The sequence below is a fragment of the Bacteroides sp. 41_26 genome (genome assembly GCF_949740115.1).
In the GTDB taxonomy this organism is placed as follows: Bacteria; Bacteroidota; Bacteroidia; order Bacteroidales; family Bacteroidaceae; genus Bacteroides; species Bacteroides nordii.
Map to the genome: position 1 here is coordinate 143,224 of NZ_CATJGZ010000112.1, position 24,946 is coordinate 168,169.

A 24,946-nucleotide genomic window follows, 5' to 3' on the forward strand; every position below is an offset into this window, starting at 1 on the left:
TCTTTCTGTTTTTAATCAAATAAACGATTTATTGCCATCCCGGATTTTGTACCAGATTGGGATTGATCACCAATGACTTTTCTTTAATGGGCCAGAAGTAATCACGTGGTGCCACAAATTGCTGAGTATACATGGCGGTCAACTGATAATAAGTATCCACCGTTTTGCCACGAGGATTCCATGCCATCAGTGTTTTATTATATTCCTTATCAGCTATTTTCCAGCGGCGCACATCCCAAAAGCGTTGTCCTTCAAACATCAGCTCAATGGCACGTTCACGCTGAATAATCTCACGCAATCCCAACTGAGTTCTGAACTTATTCGACTTACGTGAATGTTGTTCCCAGGACTCTTTGACTCCGGAAAGACCTGCACGTGCTCTGATTTTATCCACATAGCTAATTGCCAATGTACGGGCAGCTTCAGAATCCGAAGCTTCATTAACAGCTTCTGCATAAAGCAGATAAAGATCGGCCAGGCGGAACTCCGGCCACGGATATTGTTCTGTATTCCATCCGCTTTCGGTATTCACGAATCCCAAGCTCACTAATTTCTTAGCCCAATACCCTGTTTTAGAATAGCCGTAAGCTCCCAAAATACCTTGTGCTTGTCCGGCACGTCCCTTCAGTTGCCAGATATCAGATGAATTCCCGGAAACACAGTTGTTTTGATACCACAAGCATCCGTCAAAACCAACATTTGCATAGTAACGGGGTTCCCGGTCAAAATTGGCACTTACCGTTTCATAATCCGGAATCAAATAAAACTCATTCGCTGTATTATTGGTATTCTTCTTTACCTTCAGACGGTTAGCATATTCCCATTCTTTATCTTCATCAATAGGTACACCATTTTTTGTATAGTACAATTCGGTAATGTACATTGTCGGATTTATTTTTTCAGATGCACCGTGCATATTCGACGGATACTTACCCACACGTGACATACAAGACTGCTGTAAACCACCTGTCAGGCGACCGGACAGTCCCCAGATTAACTCATCATTCCACTTTTCTGTCACACACTCACGTAAACTTAACTCACGTTTCAGTTTAGCACTGAATACCAGATTCGTATGTGTTTCATGCAATACAATGTCCGGACTTATTCCACCTTCACCCTGCTCACACATTTCAATGGCCTGTTCGCAAGCTTCCTGGGCATCGACCCATTTCTGTACACTATAGTCGCTATTAAATAAATGCTCACCGTCTTTATCCACAAAATCAGCATAATCCGGGTTACCATTAAACAACGGGCTGGCAGCCATTACCAGCAATTTAGCTTTCAGCATCAAGGCTGCCGGGCGAGTTATGCGTCCCAGTTCTGTTGCCTGATCATCTATCTTCACAGGTAAATCTATCTTTGCCTCATCAAGCAAATCAGAAATATAAGAGACTACTTTATCAACTGGGGCACGTTTCAACCGTACTTCTTCCGGAGTAGCAGAGATTGGCAGATTTTCATCTGCTATCACAATCGGACCATACATACGCAACAGTAAATAATGGTAATAGGCTTTCAGGAACTTCACTTCTGCCAACCACCTCTTCCTCATCGAAGGAGCAAGATCGCCTACATAATCCGTATCAGACACATAAGTCAGAAATGTATTACAATCACGAAGCCCTTCATACAGACTATGAGCCGCACCATTACCTCCGTCCCAATAATTAAGATAAGGATCATTCACATTCTGATATCCCAACCCGATACGCCAGGTAGCGTAATCATCGCCACTCTGAATAGGATAGAAAGTAGCCAGCTCATCACCACCCATCAAACCAACATTTGCCCGTTCACTATGATACTCCGGAATATAAGAGTAACAAGTAAACAGATACTTCTCGGCTTCATTACGGTTACTGAAAGAGTGTTCAATAGTACCTACATTATCGGGCACAACATCCAGATAATCACCACAAGCACTCAACATCCACATTCCACTGGCACACAAAGAGATACAAGCCAGGTTTCTTAGTTTATTTTTCAAATTATATTTCATAGCTTTTCGTCTCCTCTATTTAAAAAGTTAATTGGACACCCAGGTTAATAACCCGCTGAATAGGATAACCTAATCCGTTACCTCCCATCTCAATATCCCACATATGGAATCCACTGAGCACAAACAGGTTATTACCACTACAATAAATACGCGCAGAATTTATATAAGCCTTCTTTGTCAATGTTTCCGGGAAGGTATATCCAACTTCCAGTGTCTTCATACGCAGAAAAGCTCCGTTACGCATAAACCAGGTACTCTTTTGAATATTATTCTCCATACGAGTACTGCTCAGACGTGGCCACAAAGCGTAGATATTACGATTGGTTTCTGTCCAGTGATTATCAGCATAGGCCTTTAATAAAGGAATGTCTTTCCACATTGATACATTATCCCAGTTAGTGTCTTCATATACATGCACAAACGGAGAAGTGTTTTTAGCATCCAACCAGAAAGTAGAACGGGCAGATCCCTGGAAGAAAGCCGAAACATCAAAACGTGCACTGCCAAAAGAGAAGCCAAAGCCATAAATAATTTCCGGAACTGTCGGGAAGCCAATAGGTACCTGGTCAAGTTCAGTAATCTGTCCATCACCATTTACATCACGATATTTAATATCACCGGCTCCATATTCGCCAAATGTCTGCTTCGGAGAGTTAGCCACATCGGCCTCATCGATAAACAGGCGTTCTGCAATATAACCATATTCCTGTTTCAGAGACTGTCCTACGTGGAGTTTATACTTTTCGTTGTATTCCGGTTCTTCATATTTCAGGAACTCACTATGAGCATACGTAAAGTTTCCATGTAATTGCAACCACATCCCCTTTCGGAACACCTTGTTATAATCCACAGACAAATCTAATCCTTTCGCTTTCGCCTCACCCACATTGGCACGTACCTTTGCCGAAAGTCCCATAGTAGAAGGAATAGATTCGCGGTCCATCAGGATATTGGTACGATGTTCGGTAAAATAATCCACCTGCACATTCAGACCGTCAAACAACGACAGTTCAAGACCATAGTTAGACTTATAAGCCTTTTCCCAGGTAATATCCCGGTTATCATAACGCCTTACTGTTACTCCGTTCTTAGTATAATTAAAGTCCGTACCAAAACCATAACTCTTACCACTATCATTTGCATCTACCTCAGACAGATAGAAGAAACGGTCATTTTCGTCACCAATAGCATCATTTCCTACCAGACCGTAGGTGTATTTCAATTTAAACTTCGGAAGCACCTTCTTCAACGGTTCCCAAAACTTCTCATTGGAAATATCATAACCTATACCGATGGCAGGAAAGAAGCCATAGCGTTCAGAACGATAAAAACGTTCGGAACCATTATAACCGAAGTTAAATTCAGCCATATACCGATTATTAAAAGCATAGGTAAAACGACCGGACAATCCCTGATTACGATAGGGCAAAGATTTTTGCAGATTATCTTTTTGTGAGTCATCTTTAATATTCGATACTCTTTTTTCACGACGCTGATATACCAGCAAACCGCTTACATCATGTTCCCCAAAAGAACGGTTATAAGACATCGCAGCCTCCATATATACAGTAGACTGTACATCCGTCCAGGAACCGGTAGACTCCAGGTATTCCGTCGGATTTGAATCCTCATTCAATTGCATGATAGAATACGAGCCCCCTTTGTCATAAGAGCTTACATTATAAAAGTAAGGACTCGATGCACGACCTACTTCAAAATAAGCATAACGGGACGTATTGAATAAGCCACGTACATTCAGTCCCTTGGTGATAAATGACAAATCCTGCTTCAGTTCAAATTGTGCATCCATTGTCGATTTAGAATAATCCTTATATCCTCTGGTCAATTCCGCATAAGGATTCGTATATTCCACATTATTATTATACAATGCGTTACCATACAGCACATGTTTAGCAGAAGGAAGATCGGAAGCAGGGTAATAAGCCGGGAACAATACCGGATTGGAAACCATAATCTTCTTATACATCGTATCTCCTCCATCAAGCGGTCCGGTATAATCATCAAATGTACCTGCCAACCGGACAATTGCTTCGGTCGTTTTCGTCAGATTAATATTTACATTCGATCTCAGCTGGTAAGTGCTCAGATCAATGTTATTTTTATAACCGGCATACTTATCATTTTTCAGATTACCATTATCTTTCGAAAAAGTGGCAGCAATATAATAACGAGCCACTTTACCACCACCGCTCACACTCAGGTTAGCGCGCTGGTTTGCTACCAACGGATTGGTCATCAGCTTACGCCAGTCATTAGCCGGATACAGATACGGATTCTTACCGGCAATTGTATTGGCTATTTTCTCACGTGAATAGGCCAAAGGAGCCAACGGATTGCGTGTTGTTACCGCCTCATTCGCCATTTGCATATAAGTAATAGGATCTGCCAGCTCTATATTCGATGTATTGGAAGAGAAGGAATTCTCTACACGCAGACTGACCTTAGCCGGCCCCTCCTTACCTTCTTTTGTCTGTACCTGAATAACGCCATTGGCACCACGTGCACCATATAAAGCCGTAGCAGTAGCATCTTTCAGGATAGAAAAGGCAGCTATATCATCCGGCTGCAAACGTGCCAGTTCAGTAGAGGTCGTTTCAATACCATCAATCAAAATCAACGGATCTTTCTTATAGCCGAAAGTTGTCACACCACGGATAAAAAAGTCAGCATTGTCCTGCCCCGGTTCACCACTGCGCTGATAAGCAATCAAACCGGACATACGCCCCGCCAGTGCAGTAGTAAGGTTACTGGAAGGTACCTTTAAAGCCGCAGGTTTTACCGTCTGGATAGAGCTAACCATACTCTCTTTTTTCTGCGTACCAAATGCTACCACTACTACTTCATCAATACTGACAGCATCTTCTTTCATTTCCACATCAATACGTTTCTGATTTCTTACTACAATTTCCTGTGTCTGCATTCCTAAGAAAGAAAACACCAATGTAGATCCGGCAGGCACATTAGACAGTGTATATTCACCATCCAGGTCAGTAGTTACCCCGTTGGTCGTACCTTTTACTACTACGGTTACAGCAGGTAGCGGTTCACCCAATTCATCTTTAACTACTCCCTTCACCACTCTGTTATCGAGTACTTCAGCATAGCCCGATACACTACAGGAAAACAGCAACAAGGCCAAAATGAACTTAAATACTTTCCGGAAAGAAAGCTTCTCAAACATGTGTTTTTCCATACATAATTATTTTAAATCATCACTTAATTTCATTACAAGATTATACACTCATAAGAATAATGTTTATCATATGCAAAGGAAGCTTAAAAAAGGACAGTAATCAATAGACAAAAACATCATGGATATGGAGAATCTTACCCAAAGGAAAAGCCAGTCAGCCTCTCCCCCTTGCAGCATGAATTTATCCTCCGGAGATTTTGTACAAAAGTCATTAAAACAAGGAATAAACAAACATTTTACACGAATATCGTTTGTTTTAATAACAAGAACTTTTAGAATTCTGCTACAACCAGAAGAAAAACTGCATAAAAAGCCACAATAACATGCAACAGAAACTGCATATTATCGCTTTATCCGGATATAAATGCATTTATTCCGGCACGTTAATTACAATTTCATTACTTCAAACACTCCGAGACTCTACGAGGAACGATGCGAATGTCGTAGAGAAACGATAAGAGTGTCGTAGAGAAACATCTGAATCTCTACCGGAAGACCTATTTTTTCGCTAGTTGCTCCCCGAAACAGAGCTATCCAAAAAAAGAATAAAGAGCAAAATAGATAATGTTTGGGAACAAACTGCATAGTAAATACAAAACAAGGGTACAAAATAAATCCAATCAGCATCAAACCCTAGCAATCTGAAAAATCCAACTCCCAAATAAAGACAATTCCGGACACCTTTGCCACCGCTCTCCACAAACAAGCGAATTCTCGAAGCTCAGGAATATCACTTTGACAGTCTGACTTTTTGATACATACACCACACTTATATTACGTTAATTCATTGGCACATCTGTGATGAATCAAATCCATGTCGGCTAACTAAAATCTTAGAAGGAGTCAGTCACTATTATAACTATTTTTCTGTAAGTTTGCATCTCAGCAATTTATATGTTATGAACACAGGAGAAATCATATTATATACAACCTCGGACGGGACAACTGCTCTGGATGTTAGACTTGAACAAGAAACTATTTGGTTAACTCAAAAGCAGATAGCGGAGCTATTTGGTACAAAGCGTCCAGCAATAACCAAACACCTCAAAAACATATTCTCGTCAGGCGAGCTTGACGAAAATAGCACATGTTCCATTTTGGAACATATGGGTAATGACGGGAAACAACACTATCGAACAACTTATTATAACCTCGACGCTATTTTATCAATAGGTTATCGTGTAAACTCTAAAAATGCAACCCGGTTCCGTATCTGGGCAAATAAGGTACTCAAAGAGTATTTAATAAAAGGATATGCCGTCAAAGAGAATATTAAGTTGGATCAGTACGAAGATTTAAAGCAAACCATCAAAGTGCTTGCAAATGTACTCGACCACAAAACATTGGAATATTCCGAAGCAACGGGCTTATTGAGAGTGGTTACGGATTATGCATACGCACTTGATACGCTTGATAGATACGATTATCAACAGCTGGAAATTGAAAAGACTACTAACACGGAACAATTCAGAGCCACCTACGATAACGCGATGGCTGCGATTGATGAATTGCGAGAAAAATTTGGCGGAAGTTCACTCTTTGGCAACGAAAAGGATCAATCGTTCAAAGGTTCCATTGGTGCGATATATCAAACTTTTGGCCAGCAGGATCTCTATCCAAGCATCGAAGAGAAGGCAGCCATATTGCTCTATCTGGTTACCAAGAACCACTCATTCAGTGATGGCAACAAACGGATTGCCGCATTTCTATTTCTTTGGTTTATGGAACGAAATGGTATTCTGTACAATACCGACGGAAGTAAACGAATTGGAAACAACACCCTTGTTGCTCTTACACTGATGATTGCCGAAAGCCGTACAGAAGAGATGGAAACGATGGTAAAAGTAATTGTAAATCTGATTAATAAAAACAATTAATAAATTAGAGTATCCAGTTCGATGTTACAATTTTCAGCTTGCTTTTCTCTGCATTCTCTGAATTTCCGACTCTTAGTAAAGAACTTTGCTACCCAACGATATAAGCAATCTGCCCGTTGGTCATTCAATGCCATTTTCCCCTTTTTATTCGTTTATTCCAGAGATTTTTTTGTAACTTTGGGTGCTGAGAGCATAAGCCGCTTCATTCAGATTTATAAAATCCAATACCTGACAAAACATGCCACGAATTAAAGAAGGATTCAAAGGAGAACGTGCTATTGTATTGCCGGATTTCCTGATCGAAGAGCTAAAACGGGACCCTTTGGGCCGGGAACTCCATATCACTGATATTGGTTATTATCCGCATGCCAGTTTTCATTATCGTGAGCGAAGTGCCGAAGAAGTGAATGAGTTTGTTCTTATTTACTGTGTAGAAGGAGAAGGCTGGTTTGAGTTGGACCATCAACGATACAAAATTATCTCTAATCAATTTTTTATTCTTCCCAAACACCAAGCTCATGCTTATGGCAGTAATGCTACTAATCCATGGACAATCTATTGGATACATTTTGACGGGGATAAAGCAGCATTTTTTAGTGCAGGCTTTGACCGTCCACGTAATATTACTCCCGAAGCACACTCCCGGATCAAAGAACGACTGACACTTTTTGAAGAAATTTATTCTTCCATCAGTTCCGGATACAACAAGAATTATATGCTGTACGCCACCACCAGCCTGTTTCATTTTCTGGGTTCCATGAAATTTATCGGAGAATATCGCGACTGCGGTTCTATGAACAACTCACGTAAAGACGTAGTACAGCTTGCCATCCATTATATGAAAGAAAACCTGAATAAGAAAATCCGTCTTACAGATATCGCCCACGAAGTAAAGCTGTCTGCTTCTTACTTTTCGAACCTGTTTGAAGAAAAAACCGGATCTTCACCTCTGCGATACCTGAATTACCTTAGAATACAGGAAGCATGCCATTATCTGGACTTCACTGATATGAAAATCAGTCAGATAAGTCCGTTAGTAGGTTACGAAGATTCTCTTTATTTTTCCAGGTTATTTACCAAAACAATGGGGATTCCACCTTCGGAGTATAAAGCTAAGAAAAAGGGATAGTTATGAATACACTTCCCGGTCATCTATATCAAATTTATATATAGTTCGCTGATTATACGCTCGTCCCGAGGGCAACAAACAAGAGGGAAAATGAGAGTGTGAAGGTGTATCGGGAAAAAACTGAGTTTCCAGGCATACCGCTGTATCGGGAAGTTTATAATAACCTGCCGTGTAGAGCAGTACTCCGGGTAAATCAGTTGTTACAGTCAAACGCCGTTTAGATACGGGTTCGCAGAGACAGGCAGCTTGCAGCATATCGCAGGAAGGATGTTCCTTTAATACATAACAATGATTATATCCTCTATTATTGTGTAATTGCTGGTTATCAGCATAGAGTTCCTGCCCAATCTGTTTACAATGTGTAAAATCAAAAGGAGTATTTGTCACTGGTATTATTTTACCTGTAGGAATAAACGCGGGTGTTGTATCCAGTATTCTCCCGGCAGGAATAGTCAAAAGATGCGAAGTAACCTTCTCCCTTGTACCACTAAGATTAAAATAAGCATGATTTGTCATATTCAGATAAGTAGTCTTATCTGATTTCCCGCAATAGCTAACTATCAGTTCATTGCACTCGTTCCAGCAATAATCTACCACCACATCAAGGTTTCCGGGATAACCGCCTTCACCATCGGGTGACGTGAGCATAAAACGAACTCCATTGGGTAATTCCTCCCACTGCCACAGTTTCTGATCGAATCCGGTGGTCCCTCCGTGATTGGTATTACACCCATCATTTGTTTCCAGCTGATAAGTAATATCATCTATAACAAATGAAGCATTTGCTATCCGGTTGGCAAAACGTCCTATCGTAGCCCCCATATAATAAGTATCAGACAAATACTCTTCCAGCGTATCATAACCTACTATCACATTGGTCAGATGTCCGTTAGTATCAGGTACTGCTGCTGTTATCCATCTGGCCCCCCAATTCGTAAACTCAACATAAGCTCCGGTCCCATTGACCACTTTAAATAAAAAAACAGGTTCACCTGTCGCCGTATAAGCTGCTATTTCATGCGTTACTTTCATAAACAAAATATTAAAAAAGAATGGAGAGAAGAGAAGTATTATGCAGCGTGATAGCGCAGCCCACTTCTCCCTTCTCAATTCTCCCTTCTCCCTTCTAAATAAGGCCTCTATGACTCTGCCCTCCCTGGTGGTTAATATCCAGTTCTATGACTTTATCCAGAAATTTAATTGCTTTGGATGTTTCATTCAATCCTAAATAACCCAATCCCATCACATAATTACAATGAATACGATTGCGCTTGTTCAAATCATCTTCCCAGATAGCCAGATCCGGCAACGAAACAGCAAAGTAATCTATGCGACACGTATCAAAGAGGTGTTTTTCACCATGCTTAATCAACTTATTAAAACAACTACGCGCTTTATCTTCATCACCTAATGCTCTCCATGCCAATCCCTGATAGAATATTTTATCCGGCTGCTGATCATTATAATAAAATGCCTGTTGTGGTTCCGGGGAGCCAATCGTTGCTTTCTCAAAACAAGCTTTGGCGTTCTCCTCATCACCCAGTCCCCGATAAGCTTCACCTTTATAATACCAGATATCATTTTCTTCAGCATTTGCCAGCTTACCTTCTCCCAGATTATAAGGATAGTTTTCAGTCTCTTTCAGCAGAGCCAATGCATCTGCATAACGCTGTTCACGTAAAGCTATTCTGGCAAGTTCTACCCGGCAAAGTACATATTGTCCCGTAATTTTTCCTTCTCCCCCTTCCCAAGGATGGAATTTACGACTTTCTATCAACGCTCTAGCCTCAGCATAACGTCCCAGTTGATTGTAAAGAGTGATGCGCTCAATAGATAAATCATCCCTTTCTTCTGTTTCAGGCAAATGAGCCTCCAGAAATGCAAGACGCTGTTCGTGCGAGTATCCCAAACGTTTATATAACTGGTCCAGTTCCATCAGAATGCGCGAATCGTGTTCATCCAACTGAAATGCTTTTTCCAAAGCGTCCAGTGCTTTTGCTTTATCATTCTGTTTATTATAATAGGCCAATGACAGATTACGCCACACTGTAGGAAAGTCCGGAGCAATAGCGACAGAAGTCTCCCAGCAATTAATGGCGTTCTCATACTGCCGGGCAGCATACCAGAAGTTTCCTAAGCTATAGGCTGCCTTAGCTCCCTGAGTATTCAAAGCCAATGCATTTTGCAAAATCACCACTTCCTCGATACGGTTCGGGAAGCAATAAGAATGATCAGCTTGTTCTGCTTTCCGATAGCAATCCAATGCTTTGTTGTTATCTCCCTGACAAGCATAGAAATAGCCAAGAGCATAGTGAATCATAGGATATACCTTGCCGGCTCCAGCAACATAACTTTGCAAAAACAAGATGGCTTCTTCATACAAGCCTGCCCCTGCAAAATCAAGCGCATATTCAATATAAGCATGCTCCCACTGCCTCATCAGTTCCTTCATCTCCACCAGTGAGTTCTCGTCTTTAGTCAACAGATAATACTCAAAACGGCATCCCATATTGAAACGGTCTATCTTCAAAGACTCCTCTATCAGGCTTAAAGCCTCCTCCTTACGGTTCAGCTTACGCAGAATCGAAGCTTTCAGCTGACGTGCTTTATGATTATGCCAGTTACGGATAAGAGAACGGTCTACTTTATCCAAAGCACTCTCATATTTACCTTTCGCCGTATCTATTTGTGCAAGTCCATAATAGGCAGCATCCTGCCAGGCGGCATTCCATGCCGATTTGAAAAATGCATCATAAGCTTCGTCTGCTTTACCTTGCATCTTACAACTCCAGCCCAGGTTATAGGATGGTTCTCCATCATACGGATTCGGATTACGTTCTGTCAAAGTAGCTACAGCCGTACGGAAATACGCTTCAGCTGCGGCAAACTGCCCTTTACGCATTAACAGCAAACCAATAGCGTTATTGCAACGCACATTACCCGGTTCACGACGCAGAGCTTCCTGATAGTAATCCATTGGATTATAAGTGGCATGGCGATATTGTTCCAAATGAAGTCCGGTCAGGAACAACTGTTCGATAGAAGCAATATCTTTAGGATCTTTCGCTGCTTTGGCAGGGTCGGGTACCGGTTTTATTTCCGGTTTATCAGCCTGATAAGTAAGCATTACTTTTCCCTCGCAGTCTCTGATTTCTATCCGGATATCTTCTTCCTTTAATCCTATTGCCGGGAAAGTAACAGTAAACGGATCTGCCGGAGAAATCTGAATTATCTTATCCAATAATATCTTACCTTGAATATCCTTTGCCAACAGATGTACATCTTTATTCACTCCTGTGGTATAAAGTACCAGATGAGCATTATCCTCTTTTAGCTCTACATTCAACAGAACATCTTTGGTAGCATTCTTCACATAGCCCACTTCACTGTAAGGCATGAAATACTGTACCCACGATTTTTCTTCATAAGGTTGCAACCATGAGAAGTCCGGCTGATTATCCGTATACATTCCTGTCATCAGTTCAATATAAGGGCCGTCCTCATCAGTCAGGTTCCTGTCCCAAGCCTTGCCAAAATCCCCATTTCCCCAGGTCCATTGTTTCTTACCCGGAGACACATGATGATCGGCTACATGCAACAAACCACCCTGGACATCAGCCTCATAACCACCCACAAAATCATATTTCGACTGAATGGCCATATAAGAAGTAGGAACGGGAATATTCTTGTATTTTGAAATATCCACTCCCGCTGAGTAGTCTTGCTTATAATAAACTCCGGTAGCTATAGGAAAGGACGACACATCGCGCTTGCCATGATCAAACACCGCATTTACATCGGGTGGGAATACCGAATGATAGTGATCATTCACCACCACAGCCGGGTTAGCCCACCACAAAAATGTCTGAGGGAAAGCTGTACGATTGTAAATCTTCACATTGATTTCAATATACGCCTTACCCGGATAGAGGGTAAAGCCCTGCATCCCTTTGGTACGGAACATGCGTTCCACTTCGTTACACCAGATTGTCTTACTACCGTCCGCATTCTCTTCTATAGAAAAATCAGTAGGAAGAAAAGTGGAGGGACGATGGTGCTGAGGCCAGTTAAATTCAATCCCACCCGAAATCCATGGACCGGTAAGCCCTACCAAAGCAGGCTTCACCACCTGATTGTAATACACAAAATGGCGTTGTTTCACTTTATCATAAGCCATGTGTATACGTCCACCCAGTTCCGGCAATATCATAACCTTGATATACTCATTCTCTATAAAAAGAGCATGATACTTCTTATCAACTTTATTATCGGATATTTTTTCTACTACAGGATAAGGGTATACAGAGCCACTACTACCTTGATATACTCGCTTCTCCAAGAAAATGGGATTCTTCTCTTCCTTTCCTATTTCATAGGTAGGAAGCAAAATATCTTCTTCCCAGGCACGTACCTCACTGGTATGTACCGTACTTTGAATTAAATATTGGGTTATTTTTTCCATATTATATAACAACTATTTTATTAATTCTTTTTCTAATTCTTCCAGACTCTTACCTTTGGTTTCGGGCAGACAGAACACCACAAAAATCCCCCCGGCAAGACAGATGATGCCATAAAGCCAGAAGGTTCCGGCAGCTCCCAATCCGCTATTCAGTACCGGGAAAGTATATGTAAGAATGAAACAAGCCCCCCACAGAGCAAATGTGCAGACTGACATAGCTACCCCCCGAACCCGGTTGGGGAAAATTTCAGAAATAATCACCCACATCGTTGTTGCCAGTGTCATCGCATAACATGCAATAGCCATCACTACAATAATGAGCAGTACAATACCGGTAATATGAAAATAATAGGCCGCCCCCATAAAAGCATAAATCACAGTCAACCCGAATGAGCCTATCAGGGTAAGCGCCTTACGCCCCCAACGATCCACCACAAACATAGCCAGAATTGTAAATATCACATTAGTGATTCCGGTCACCACGATATTCATCAACACATCCGAGACACCATATCCGGCAGCCATGAATATCTCCTGTGCATAGTTGAATATCACATTAATGCCGCACCACTGCTGCAAAACAGCCATCACAATACCAATAATCAGCACTTTGCGCATTGCAGGACGCAACAATTGTTTAAAGCCTCCTTGTTGTTCGCCATTCGAAGAAGCCATAGCAATTGCATCCAACTCCTGGCGAGCATAATCATGCCCACCCATTCGGCTGAAGACTTTAAAAGCAGCCTCTCTATGCCCGGAAGATGCCAGCCAACGGGGACTCTCAGGAAGTATAAAACTAAAAACAAAAAACAATGCCGCAGGAACTGTCATGGCCCAGAACATCCAACGCCAACCCATTTGTCCGTTCCATGACTCACGTATCATCTCGTAAGTCGCTCCTACAGCCACCGGCTCTGCAATCTGCCAATTCACAATCTGAGAAGCAAGAATACCTAATACAACCGTCAACTGATTAATAGAGACAAAACGTCCGCGCAAATGAGCCGGAGCAATTTCAGCAATATACATAGGAGATAGACTGGAAGCTATACCAATAGCAAATCCACCTATCAATCTGAAAATATTGAAAAAAGTAAAGGAGTGAGCGGCACCTGTACCAATAGCCGTACAGATAAAAAGCCCTGCCGCCAATGTGAGAATAGGCTTCCGCCCGAAACGGTCACTCATCTTTCCGGCACTCAGTGCACCCACCAGACAGCCTATCAGTGCACTACTCATTGCCCAGCCCTGTAAGACCGGGCTATCCGCAATTTGAAAATATTGTTCGTAGAAAGGTTTGGCTCCCCCTATCACTACCCAGTCATAGCCGAAAAGGAAACCTCCCATAGCCGATATTAAAGCTATCAGGAACAGATAAAGATTTGATTGTGTTTTCATTAGGATCATACAAATATTAATCATTAATTTGATGACCGCAAAGTAACCGGGATTTAGCCTATAAAGAAATAGAGAGAATTACTTAAAGTATGGACAATTTTACTTTTCCGGTTCAATCCCCTTCCGCTTACATTCTTTTCGGAATTCATTGGGAGTTTTACCAAACTGCTTCTGAAACTGCTGAATAAAATTGCTTGTAGAGTTTATACCTACCAGTACACTCACCTCATTCACCTGGCAATCCTCCTGTGAAAGAATAGTTGCCGCACGATTCAAACGAACAAAGCGGATAAATTCTACAGGACTCATATTCACAATTCCCTTCAGTTTTTTGCTGAAATTAGAATGGCTCATACACATCTTATTAGTCAGCACTTCTACATTAAAAGCAGGATCGGATATATTCGCATTCACGATATCTACTACCTGATTCACAAAATTCTCATCAGCCTTATTAATCTCTACCTGGCCGATAGGTACCAATGGTTTAGAGTTCTGCAAGCTGATATCGCGGTTTTTATTTATTATCAGGCTCTTTAGTAAAGCCGACAAATAATTCAGATTAAATGGTTTTTCAATGTATGCATCCGCCCCGGCTTCCAGTCCTTGAATCTTTGTACTGACATCATTCTTCGATGTTAACAACACCACCAATATATGGCTGGTGTTTACCTCCGACTTCAGTTTACGGCACAAAGACAAACCATCCAGATTAGGCATGATAATATCACTCAATACAATATCCACTTTATTATGCTCTATTATATTGAGGGCCTGTACTCCGTCCGAAGCTGTCAGGATGGTATACTCCTCATATAGCTGCTCTGATAAGAAATCCACCACATCCGGATGATCGTCCACGATCAGTAAAGTCACTCTTATACTGTTTCGGTTCAGCTGAATCTGCCCGTTGCTCATTTCAACAGCCTGTACGTTCTCCGTTATTTTCTGACGAACGGGAAGTTTCAGTACAAAACAATTCAAACCTTCCATTTCCTGATAAGTTAAAGTACCCCGATGTTGTTCCACCAGGCTCCGGCAAAGCGATAATCCAATGCCTACCCCTATATTTTCCTTACTGTTTTCTGCCCTGACAAAAGGTTCAAAGATTGCCTCGTGCATATCTTTTGATACCAGCAAACCATCATTTATGATCTCAAGTATCAAAAACTCATCATCACGACTCACCCGCACGGTAATACACGTATCACTATATTTGATCGCATTAAAGATGAGGTTATTCATTATCTTATCAACCGCATCCTTATCTGCAATGACACAAATATCCGGATCTACGCGGTCCGCTATAACTTCAAAGGTTTTATTCCGTTCCAAAAGTAACACAGAGAATCGTTCTTTCAGAGATTCAATCAGATGCAAAGCCTTAATTTCTGAGAAAATCAACGGTTTATTCATATTTTCGGCAGCCTTAAAATCCAGTAACTGACTGACCAGATTCAACAGTTGTTCCACATTCTGCTTTATCAATCCCAGATAACGTTGTACATTCTTCGGGAAAAGTGCAGATTCCTGTATTACCAGATCCAACGGGCCGTTAATCAGTGTCAACGGAGTACGTATCTCATGCGTAATATTCGTAAAGAACGCTACTTTCGACTCGTAAAGCTCCTTCTCTTTTTCGATTGTATAGATGAGATTCTTTTCCTCATTTCTACGGGCTATCCTTTTCAGATATGTACGAATCCAATAAAAAAGTAATGAAAGTACTACCAGCACATAGATTACATAAGCCATAGGAGATGCCCACCACGGTGGCAATACATCAATGCTCAACACCTTTTCAGTTTCATCCCATACTCCCATGTTATTGGCTCCCTTCACATGAAGCACATATTTTCCGGTAGTAAGTCCGGCATAAGAAATCACATTCTTATCCGTATAAATCCAATCATTGTCTACATTGCTCATACGATAAGCATAGCGATTTGCCCCAGGAGAAGCAAAACTCAATGCAACAAAACGGATACTGATATTTCGTTCATCATAATTAAGCGTGATCTTATAGTTCTTTTCATACTGGTTAATAACATTGGGAAGAAGATTCTTACCATTTACCAGAAAATCGGTGAAATAGACAGAAGGGATTAAATCATTTCTCACAAATTGCCCCGGATTAAACGAAACCAATCCATGCATCGTCCCCATAAAAATGGTACCTTTATCTGTCATCGCCACTGAGTTATAGTTGAATCTAGAGACACTCAAACCGTCTTTCTTATCAAAAACCTGTACCTCTTTAGTATCCGGTTCCAACCGCACAAGTCCGTGATTTGTTCCAAACCAGATATTTCCATGGGCATCTTCCACTGCTCTGTAAACAATATCATCCGGAAGTCCCTCAGCAAGCGAATAGGCTTGAAAAGCCCCGTTCTGAAAACAGCAAATGCCACCACGATCCGTACTGACCCAGATGCGTCCCTTACTATCTTCTAAAATACTACTGACCGAATTCGAACTGATAGACCCAGGTTTACCGTCAGCAAGATATTGCCTCGATTTACGGGAATGAATATTGTATTTGTATAATCCACTACCCATCGCCGCAATCCAGATATTCCCTTGGCTATCCTCCATAATATCCTGTATGTATCCGTTTCCGAATTCTGTTACTCTCTCAAAACGCATCGTCCCTTTCTGCGCCCTGTATACTCCTCCACCATCACTGATCCAAATGGTACCCGTGTGATCTTCACAAAAGGCATAGATACTTTCTTCTCTCAAGCCCAGTTCAAAACTTGAATAGTGTGTTATCTTCATGGAAGGAGATATAATATCCAACCCATTCTTAAAATAACCAATCCAGATATTCCCGTTGATTTTTCGTATATAAGTGATGGGAGCCGTATGACGTGCACTAATCCTGCTAAACTCCGATGTCTTCTTATCAAAAACCGAACAGCCTTCATCTTCTGTTCCCACCCAAAGCTTCTGCATATCGGCATCCCAATACAAGCCATGAATCCACTGGCTTTGTACGCTCTGCGGATGATCATTCGGTATATAAACCGTAAAGTTCCCGGCACTACGACTCTGATAATTCAGCCCTCCGTAGAGAGTACCAACCCAGATGCCCTTCTCTTTATCAATATACATATCAGTAACTGTATTACAGCTAAGCGAGTGTGAATCAAAAGAATCGTTCCTGAATACAGTACAATTTTTAGTCAACAAATTATAGATATACACCCCATTATTTGTACCGACCCATAGTTCTTCATCCTTTGGCATCATCAAACAGCGGATCATCACATTGTCTACTTCCGGAAAGTCATGCAGAGCCAGCGTTCCTGTCTCCTTATTATACCTCAGTAATCGCCCCTCGTGTAAAGCAACAAATAAAGATTCTTTGCAGGACAGCATTGCATACACTCCTTTCCCCCGGAATACCCCGGTTTCTTCCAGTACTTGTACAAAATCATCTTTCGCTTTGTCATACCGGCAAATTCCCTGGTCAATACATCCAACCCAGACAGCACCCTGTCCGTCCACTGTCAATGACAATGGTCCTCCTTTTTCAAACACAGTGTGCCCAAAATTTGAATAAAGTTTGTATGCTTTTGTCTGTACATTCACTTTCAGTATGCCACAAGAAGGTAGAACAATCCACATATTCCCCTCCTTGTCAGCTACGATATTTGAAACCCAGTTATATAGAAAACCTGCGTCCTGAAGATTCAGCCAACGTTCCAGATAAGTAAAAGTCTCCACCACCGGATCATAGATAAAAACACCTTCATCCGTGCCTACCCACAATAGCCGGTTCATATCCTCACACAAAGCAGCCGTATTGTTATTGCGCTTATTCGCTATCGGGTCATAACAATCCAATACCTTAAACTCACACCCGTCATAGCGGTTCAGTTTATTACGCGTACTGATCCACATATATCCGTAGCTATCCTGCAATATAGCCTTTACTTCACTATGTGACAATCCGTCTTCATTATTCAAACGGGTAAAATGAACCTGTCCCAATAATGACCAAACTGATAGATTAAGAAAAAGGATCAGACACAAAGTTGCTTTCATAGTAATACAATATATGGATACAAAAATAACTATTAAGTATTATAAAATATCTTTTTCCCGATACAAACACCGAAAAATATAAAATTTCGATACTAAAATATAATATATTCACTAAAAAAAGTACTTACACCCCACAAAATCAAAATCTGATACTTTTTCATTTTTATCGAATATCCATTGCAAAACCGCTCCTTTATATTTGCACCATGAGCAATAACCTTTAATTATTTTAATACTATGCTGAAGATCAAAGAAGGATTCAAAGGTGAACGACTGATAAGTCTTCCCTCATTCGCAATTGAAAAATTCAAAAACGACGAATTAGGCAAAGAGTTGTATTTCTCCAATATGGGTTATTTTCCAAATGCCGAATATCATTACTGCCGTAGAGAGTCGGAAAGCTCCACCAATTACATTCTTATATATTGTGTAAAAGGCGAAGGATGGCTCGAATACAATGGTAAGAAGTCAAAAGTAACAGAAGATCAATTCTTTATTATCCCTCAGGGAACCCCGCACGCCTATGGAAGCAGTAAAGGGAAACCATGGTCCATTTACTGGATTCACTTCAACGGTAAAAAAGCAGGATATTTCAGCAAAGGGTTTGATGTACCTCAGGACATGCCTTATAACTCACAGTCGAGATTTAAAAATAAGATAGACATGTTCGAAGAGATATTCAACACATTACAACAAGAAAATAGCACCGAACAGATGTCTTATGCAACCAGTGTATTCTTCCATTTCCTGGGTATTATCAGATGTTCCAATCAGAATAAAAAGGAATCAGAAACCATTAAAGAAAGTAATATCATTGATACTTCCTTAAAATTTATGCGGGAGAATCTGCACAAGCATCTCTCCCTAAAAAATATGGCAGAACATGTAAATCTCTCCGTATCCTATTTCTCCAGAATATTTATAGCCCAGACCGGAACTTCTCCTTCCAAGTATCTGGCACAGCTCCGTATGGAGAAAGCCTGCCATTACCTGGAAGAGACAGAAATGAAAGTCAATCAAATCAGCCCATTGGTAGGATTTGATGACCCGCTTTATTTTTCAAGACTATTTACTAATTATCTGAAATTATCTCCCACGCAGTATAGAGAAAATAAGAATAGAACCATATATTTCAGAACTACAGTACAAACATCCCATCATATTATGGCGGTATAAACACTTTAAGCATTGGGTTACACAAATCCTTACAGGATACGTAACCCAATGTATATAACCATTCAATCTCACTGGTATCTGCCGGAATAAATGAAGAGTTAATATAACTAATATATTAGTTACTTTACTTGTTACTGTTCATACATTCATATACATTTGTAATTCAGACAATATAATAGTCCTCATCCCGGACTATATTAATAAATCAGTAACCTTATGAAAGCAGCAGATTGGATAGAACATCTAAATTTACGTCGTCACCCGGAGGGAGGGTATTACAGAGAAATTTTCCGAACCGGAAAAATGGTAGATGGTAACAAACCCGCTATGACTTCCATATATTATTTATTAGAGAATAATGAAATATCAGCATTTCATAGACTTTCTTCGCCGGAAGTATGGTACTATCATGCCGGTTACCCATTAATGTTATATGTAATCCATCCTGACGGAAGATTAGTCACTCATTTGATGAATACCGATATTTCAGGTGAACAGCAAGTAGCCATCGAGCCCGGATGTTGGTTTGCTGCCGAGCTGCCTTCACACTTCGGATATGCGCTGGTTAGTTGTGCGGTTGCTCCTGCCTTTACTTTCGATAATTTCGAGTTAGGTACATTTGATGAATTATCTAAGCTTTTTCCGGAGCACGAAGAGGTACTAAGACGATTGTGTCAATAGTAATACAACACTATCGTAAATACCTTAGAAATCGGATCCCATCGTTTTTCGCAGGATATTCCCCTATATTACAAAGGATGGGAGTTTCTCCCTACCAAGGTTACTATTGAGCTAAAAGAAAGTTCGATAAACCTCACATAAACGATTAAAGTAGCTATAGCTGAATAATAAATCCCTTAGTATTGAACGCCTATCTCAGAATGATAAAGCGAGTTACCGCTACCGTTATCGTTGTGCTTCTTTATCTTATCCAAATGTTCTTCCAACTGCTCCGGACTCAATTCCCAATAATAAGGTATAGACCGGACCGCATCCGGAATATCTTTCATAAACGTACCATTCAAATCGACACCATGATATTCGTCAAAACAGAGTGTATCCTTCTGTCCTAAACCATAAGGCACATTCAGCACAGTTACTATAAATATCATTATGGTTTTGAAGTCCATCCCCTATTCTTCCTTTCTAATGCATCATTTTCACTCTTATTCTATATTCTTTGCTTACTTACTTTTTCTATTGAAGTACTATTTTCACTATAATCCTTATTGAACTGCTATATTTTTTCACCCTTTACGATTTTGAGAAGCTTCTCCATTCACTCATACTGCCACAAATAGATCATTCATGCAATATACATATGAATAATCCACTGCACTCCAAGAAATTCAATACAATAGATTTCTAATCTCCCCATATATTTTCCTTCTTTATCACCTTCCCGCCCACATTTATTCCATATACATCTGTAGATAGGTTCATAAGAATATATCCTTTCTTAGCGAGATGATTATCAAAATATTGTTTTGAAAAGATATTACTCTCCACAAGATTGATATTATAGTTAACTTTATGAATTTTCGGCTTTTTGTCTCCATAATAATCTTCGATAAATACATTCCTATTATCCAATGAATCAAGAATAATATTGGCATAAGCACCTATTCTTAATTCAATATAATCGACGCTATCAGAAAGTGATGTCTCATATCTTGTCGGACTTATAAGAACATAGAATTTACCAGGACGTTTGAAAGTAGTCACATACATATTTACTTCAGAAATATAGAACTTAAACTCTCTTTTTGTCTCTGTAAAACAAGACGACATAATACAAAGCGTTAATATCAACCATATTATAGAAATATTCTGTTTCATACTACTTCAATTTTTTTATTATGTATCTTAACCCTGGTAAAATTTAACCGTATCCAGCAGATTTAAGAAATTATGCAAGATTAAAGTGCTCTCTCGCCTCATTTTTTTATTAAATTACCATTATTAGCTCGTTGACAGATAAACGTATGCTAATTTGATTCCGCCAACGGATTATCTAAAATCTACATTTATCGTCCTTGTTAATATAACATTAACATTTTTGTTATTATATTTTCCACTTTCCCAATTTTGCATTAACTCTAATGCTTTTAATCCTGCCTTTTCAAAATCAGTTAGTTTTTTTTCCTTATTGTAAATTCTTACACCAATTACTTTCCCTTTTGTATCAATAACAAACAGAACTTTAAGTTTGGTTTGAATATCTTCATATGGTTTAAAACTATAACTAAAATTATCTCTAAAATCTTTTATAAAAGTATCATCACCACCCTTGTAATTGGGCATTTGTTCAACAAAGGTATATACGTATTTCTTTGTCAAATCATCATACTGTATAGCATCATTTGTTTGTTGGTCTCTTACAGAATAACAAGACAACATGGAAAATACAACAACAATGAATAAGCTGCATTTATTTACGACCAACAGGTACACCTGGGGAATTAAGCCAATAATTCTCATAATATTGTTTGTATAAATTTTTATTTCATTAGTGATTTAAATATTTTTTACACCCACAAACATTGATATTGAAATAATAAAATTCACAATAGTTATCATAAAAAACATTGTTTTAATGAGAATATCATGTATAAAAACGGAACTTATAATAGCGATAAATGCAAAAAGTACAGTATATGCGATAAATAGTAACGATAAAATCATACGATTCCGACTATTGGAACAAAAAAAAGCATATATACATAATAATATAATTGCAATGGCTGTTATGACTGGGAGTAAACCATAACCTTTTATTCCAAAAAGTAATATAGCCTGCACTATCCAATAGCCCAACTTTAAATTCCAGAATATTTTATACTTTAACTGCATCTTATTTTTTTCTATTTATTATTTGACCATTAGGATTGTACCTTATTATTGACTTAAAAGTACAACTAGGCAAATAAGGCTTCATGTCAATCACATATTCTTTTTGCCTAAACTGTCGTTGCACAATACGTATATTATTCCTTGCCGTTTTGATTCCCGCTGCATTTAATGCTTTCTGAGTAACTGTAGCGCATTGATTAGGATTAAAAGGATTAAAGCTATATTCTTCATTTTCACTTATAGAAACAAATGTCTCTCTCGCTATATTATCCTGCTCTGCTGTGGTTGGCAATATGTACCCCTCAGAATATCCATAAGAATTAATGTTCTCATCATTCTTATCACCAGCTTGATTAATATTCACTGTCCATAAATTCTTGAGGAGAGCTAAAAAATCCTTTACTCAAGTCATCCGATTCACGTCCACCTGTATGATTTTCTGATGCATATACATTATCTCCATTAACAGAATAGTATTGCCATAACCCTTCATTATTTTGTATAAGCATTGCTATGTGCTGATTTAAACCATATCCCAGATTCAAAATAGTAGTGCTATCACCTTTAATATCAATATTTCTCATCGGATTATTCGCACAATACACATACGGACTTATCGAATAGTACTTTTCACACAACGGATCTATCGAAGTAAACCGCGATATAAGCGGATCCTGCCAGCGTCCTGTGAAGTCATATTCATTCAGCCCATGCATGCTCACCAATTCTTTCCCACCAAACATATAAGGTTGACGACTCTGCTCAGAACTACGGTCAAACAGAACACCGGAGGGGTAATATTCAAGAGACTGATCCTGGTAATAGCCCTGAGAATTACGGGTGATACGAACATTACCCAAATGATCATGGACATAGTAATAATAAGCATAGTTACGACGGGAGTCAATGCCTACATGATCAGCACCGATATAACCCTCGGGAGTTTGAGCCATAAACATCTCAGGGGTACTTTTTTGCCAAGTACAATACATGTAATGACCGTTCCATTCATCCGTAGCTTTGCTATAAGAAGCATTACTATGATAAACAGAATCCTGTGGAACAACTATCCCTATCGTATATATTTTATAAACGGTTTTCATTGTTCAATCCCAATATATTCATTATATTAACAACCAATAGATACACACTCATGACCACTCATTTATCTTGAATGTTCTCGAAAGAGCTGTTGGCTTTACGTGTAATTCTACATCCAATCAATAATCCAAATAAAAACAATAGTAAGTAATTGAATAGAATAGATTCCTTATCTAAAAAAAACAGAAAATAAATCGCACAATAATAACAAAATACTTGAACAATTATCACATATGATTTCAAATAGAAGTTCTTAACTCTTTTCTTCGTAGGCTTTTGACTCTTATTGTTATGTTTTAACTCATTAAAGAATTCGAATATCCATCCTATAAATAAGAATACGGATAAAATCAACAATATTAGTTTTATAACAATAAGATAAGAGAAATTTGCTATATATTGATACAAAACACAATAAGTAATTATTAAAGTAATCGTAGGGATAAATAACTTTCTACCTACATTAATAAAAAAATCTTTCATAAACAAACTTTATTCATTAAACATCCATTTTTTGAATTTCTCCCATAATCCCTGGTCATCTTGTACCGGTTGTGTTTAAGAGGTTTTAGCCCTTTCTTCATGTGCTTCAATCGCATCTTTATTAGGATCTGGGTTAGTCAACTCCAATACACTCCTAACACCACCAGCAACGATTACAACACCAATAGCCGTTTTTGTCCCTTTTTGACCATCATTAGGATCTCTTTTAGGTGCAGGATCACCATTTGGCATAGTACCTGATATATTAGTATCAATACTTTGGGCAATATTCGCTTGTTCTTGATTTCGCTGATCTCTTGCATCCCTTTCACGTTTTCGCTGGTTATTATATTCCGGAGAAACTACAGAATTTTGGTTTACAACACTCTTAATTCCATCAAGTAATGATTGCTGTGCTTTTGCTGCTTGTTCAGGACTTAGAAAATAATTATAACTATAAGTGGCAGTCGCAGTGGTAGCTGTGGCTATTGTTGTGGCATCCGTAACTCTCACTGCCGTAGCTGCTACTCTTGCTGCCCTATAAGCCTTATATCCTCAATATGCCTTGTATAATGCCAATATTGGGTTTCTCCCATCTAAGCAAAACATACAAAAGAACTTTTTTGTATTGATAATTTAAAACCATAAAAAGACTATTACTCAAACAGTGATCGTACCCACTCCATTGGAATACCAATAAAATTATCATAACCTACAATATGATTATTCAGAGCAATTAATATTATAAGTGCAATAGCCACTGCAATAACAACCCATGTTGCTAATTTATCATACCATTTTTCAGGTTCTATCTCACGACTTTTATTAAATCTTTTTATATGAGTATTTTTAGTTGTACACTTTTTATTCTTTCTCTTTTTCATAATTCATTATTATTAACCAAATTCCTCCTACCTGTCACATTGACTGAAATAGAAAGTATAAGCAATACACATTATACAAACTAATCAAGTAGTGATCGCATCCACTCTATTGGCATACCAATAAAACGATCATAGCCTACAATATGGCTATTTAAAGCACGTAATATTATAATTAAAATGGCCAATGCTATAATAATCCATGTTCCCCATTTAAAATACCATTTTTCAGGTTTTATATCAATACTTTTATTTTCTTTTTTTATATGAGTATTTTTAGTTGTCCACTTTTTATTCTTTCTCTTTTTCATAATTCA

General features: G+C 39.1%; 18 protein-coding genes. 4 read left to right on the forward strand and 14 right to left on the reverse strand.

From position 1 onward, the window contains the following. Positions 1-28: 28 nt before the first annotated feature. A complete protein-coding gene (locus tag QX565_RS16960; RefSeq protein WP_289293628.1) occupies positions 29-2,005 on the reverse strand; it encodes a RagB/SusD family nutrient uptake outer membrane protein in 1,977 nt (658 codons plus the stop codon). A gap of 19 nt (positions 2,006-2,024) precedes the next feature. Continuing rightward, positions 2,025-5,219 (reverse strand): SusC/RagA family TonB-linked outer membrane protein, encoded by a 3,195-nt coding sequence (locus QX565_RS16965; RefSeq protein ID WP_221650079.1) that lies wholly within the window; start codon positions 5,217-5,219, stop codon positions 2,025-2,027. 899 nt (positions 5,220-6,118) lie between these two features. Here QX565_RS16965 and QX565_RS16970 point away from each other — a divergent pair. Together QX565_RS16970 and QX565_RS16975 are read left to right on the forward strand one after the other, a co-directional pair. Continuing rightward, positions 6,119-7,096: a virulence RhuM family protein/type II toxin-antitoxin system death-on-curing family toxin gene (locus QX565_RS16970; protein WP_289293629.1), complete on the forward strand. Its 978-nt coding sequence runs from the start codon at positions 6,119-6,121 to the stop codon at positions 7,094-7,096. 238 nt (positions 7,097-7,334) lie between these two features. Then, positions 7,335-8,225, forward strand: coding sequence for an AraC family transcriptional regulator (locus QX565_RS16975; protein ID WP_289293631.1), 891 nt, complete (start codon positions 7,335-7,337; stop codon positions 8,223-8,225). Here QX565_RS16975 and QX565_RS16980 read toward each other — a convergent pair whose 3' ends face one another. From QX565_RS16980 to QX565_RS16995, 4 genes are all read right to left on the reverse strand, one after another. Continuing rightward, a complete protein-coding gene (locus QX565_RS16980; RefSeq protein ID WP_289293632.1) occupies positions 8,226-9,257 on the reverse strand; it encodes an aldose epimerase family protein in 1,032 nt (343 codons plus the stop codon). A 94-nt stretch (positions 9,258-9,351) separates the two neighbouring features. Beyond that, complete coding sequence (locus tag QX565_RS16985) at positions 9,352-12,687, reverse strand: DUF5107 domain-containing protein (RefSeq protein ID WP_289293633.1); 3,336 nt, start codon at positions 12,685-12,687, stop codon at positions 9,352-9,354. A 12-nt stretch (positions 12,688-12,699) separates the two neighbouring features. Next, the gene (locus QX565_RS16990; protein WP_221650084.1) at positions 12,700-14,094 is read right to left on the reverse strand and encodes a sugar porter family MFS transporter; all 1,395 of its coding nucleotides are present in this window, start codon (positions 14,092-14,094) and stop codon (positions 12,700-12,702) included. A gap of 90 nt (positions 14,095-14,184) precedes the next feature. Further along, positions 14,185-18,135 carry a hybrid sensor histidine kinase/response regulator transcription factor gene (locus tag QX565_RS16995; RefSeq protein WP_289293635.1) on the reverse strand — a complete coding sequence of 1,317 codons (3,951 nt, stop codon included), beginning with the start codon at positions 18,133-18,135 and terminating at the stop codon, positions 14,185-14,187. A gap of 237 nt (positions 18,136-18,372) precedes the next feature. Between QX565_RS16995 and QX565_RS17000 the strand changes: the two genes are divergently transcribed. Both QX565_RS17000 and QX565_RS17005 read left to right on the forward strand, forming a co-directional pair. After that, entirely contained in the window at positions 18,373-19,311 is a 939-nt protein-coding gene (locus QX565_RS17000; protein WP_221650086.1) for an AraC family transcriptional regulator, read from the forward strand. 216 nt (positions 19,312-19,527) lie between these two features. Continuing rightward, the gene (locus QX565_RS17005; RefSeq protein WP_002558281.1) at positions 19,528-19,992 is read left to right on the forward strand and encodes a cupin domain-containing protein; all 465 of its coding nucleotides are present in this window, start codon (positions 19,528-19,530) and stop codon (positions 19,990-19,992) included. 176 nt (positions 19,993-20,168) lie between these two features. Here the strand turns inward: QX565_RS17005 and QX565_RS17010 are convergent, their stop codons facing one another. From QX565_RS17010 to QX565_RS17045, 8 genes are all read right to left on the reverse strand, one after another. Beyond that, the gene (locus QX565_RS17010) at positions 20,169-20,423 is read right to left on the reverse strand and encodes a hypothetical protein (protein WP_221650088.1); all 255 of its coding nucleotides are present in this window, start codon (positions 20,421-20,423) and stop codon (positions 20,169-20,171) included. A 253-nt stretch (positions 20,424-20,676) separates the two neighbouring features. Beyond that, positions 20,677-21,150 carry a hypothetical protein gene (locus QX565_RS17015; protein WP_221650089.1) on the reverse strand — a complete coding sequence of 158 codons (474 nt, stop codon included), beginning with the start codon at positions 21,148-21,150 and terminating at the stop codon, positions 20,677-20,679. A gap of 171 nt (positions 21,151-21,321) precedes the next feature. Then, entirely contained in the window at positions 21,322-21,792 is a 471-nt protein-coding gene (locus tag QX565_RS17020) for an energy transducer TonB (RefSeq protein ID WP_221650090.1), read from the reverse strand. Positions 21,793-22,165: 373 nt separating this feature from the next. Further along, positions 22,166-22,528: a hypothetical protein gene (locus QX565_RS17025; protein WP_221650091.1), complete on the reverse strand. Its 363-nt coding sequence runs from the start codon at positions 22,526-22,528 to the stop codon at positions 22,166-22,168. Continuing rightward, positions 22,518-23,267 (reverse strand): RHS repeat domain-containing protein, encoded by a 750-nt coding sequence (locus tag QX565_RS17030; RefSeq protein WP_221650092.1) that lies wholly within the window; start codon positions 23,265-23,267, stop codon positions 22,518-22,520. Before QX565_RS17030 ends, QX565_RS17025 begins: the two co-directional genes overlap by 11 nt. A 556-nt stretch (positions 23,268-23,823) precedes the next feature. After that, complete coding sequence (locus QX565_RS17035) at positions 23,824-24,261, reverse strand: hypothetical protein (protein WP_221650093.1); 438 nt, start codon at positions 24,259-24,261, stop codon at positions 23,824-23,826. A 143-nt stretch (positions 24,262-24,404) separates the two neighbouring features. After that, positions 24,405-24,632, reverse strand: coding sequence for a hypothetical protein (locus QX565_RS17040; protein WP_289293637.1), 228 nt, complete (start codon positions 24,630-24,632; stop codon positions 24,405-24,407). 80 nt (positions 24,633-24,712) lie between these two features. Beyond that, a complete protein-coding gene (locus tag QX565_RS17045) occupies positions 24,713-24,940 on the reverse strand; it encodes a hypothetical protein (protein ID WP_221650095.1) in 228 nt (75 codons plus the stop codon). Positions 24,941-24,946: the final 6 nt, after the last annotated feature.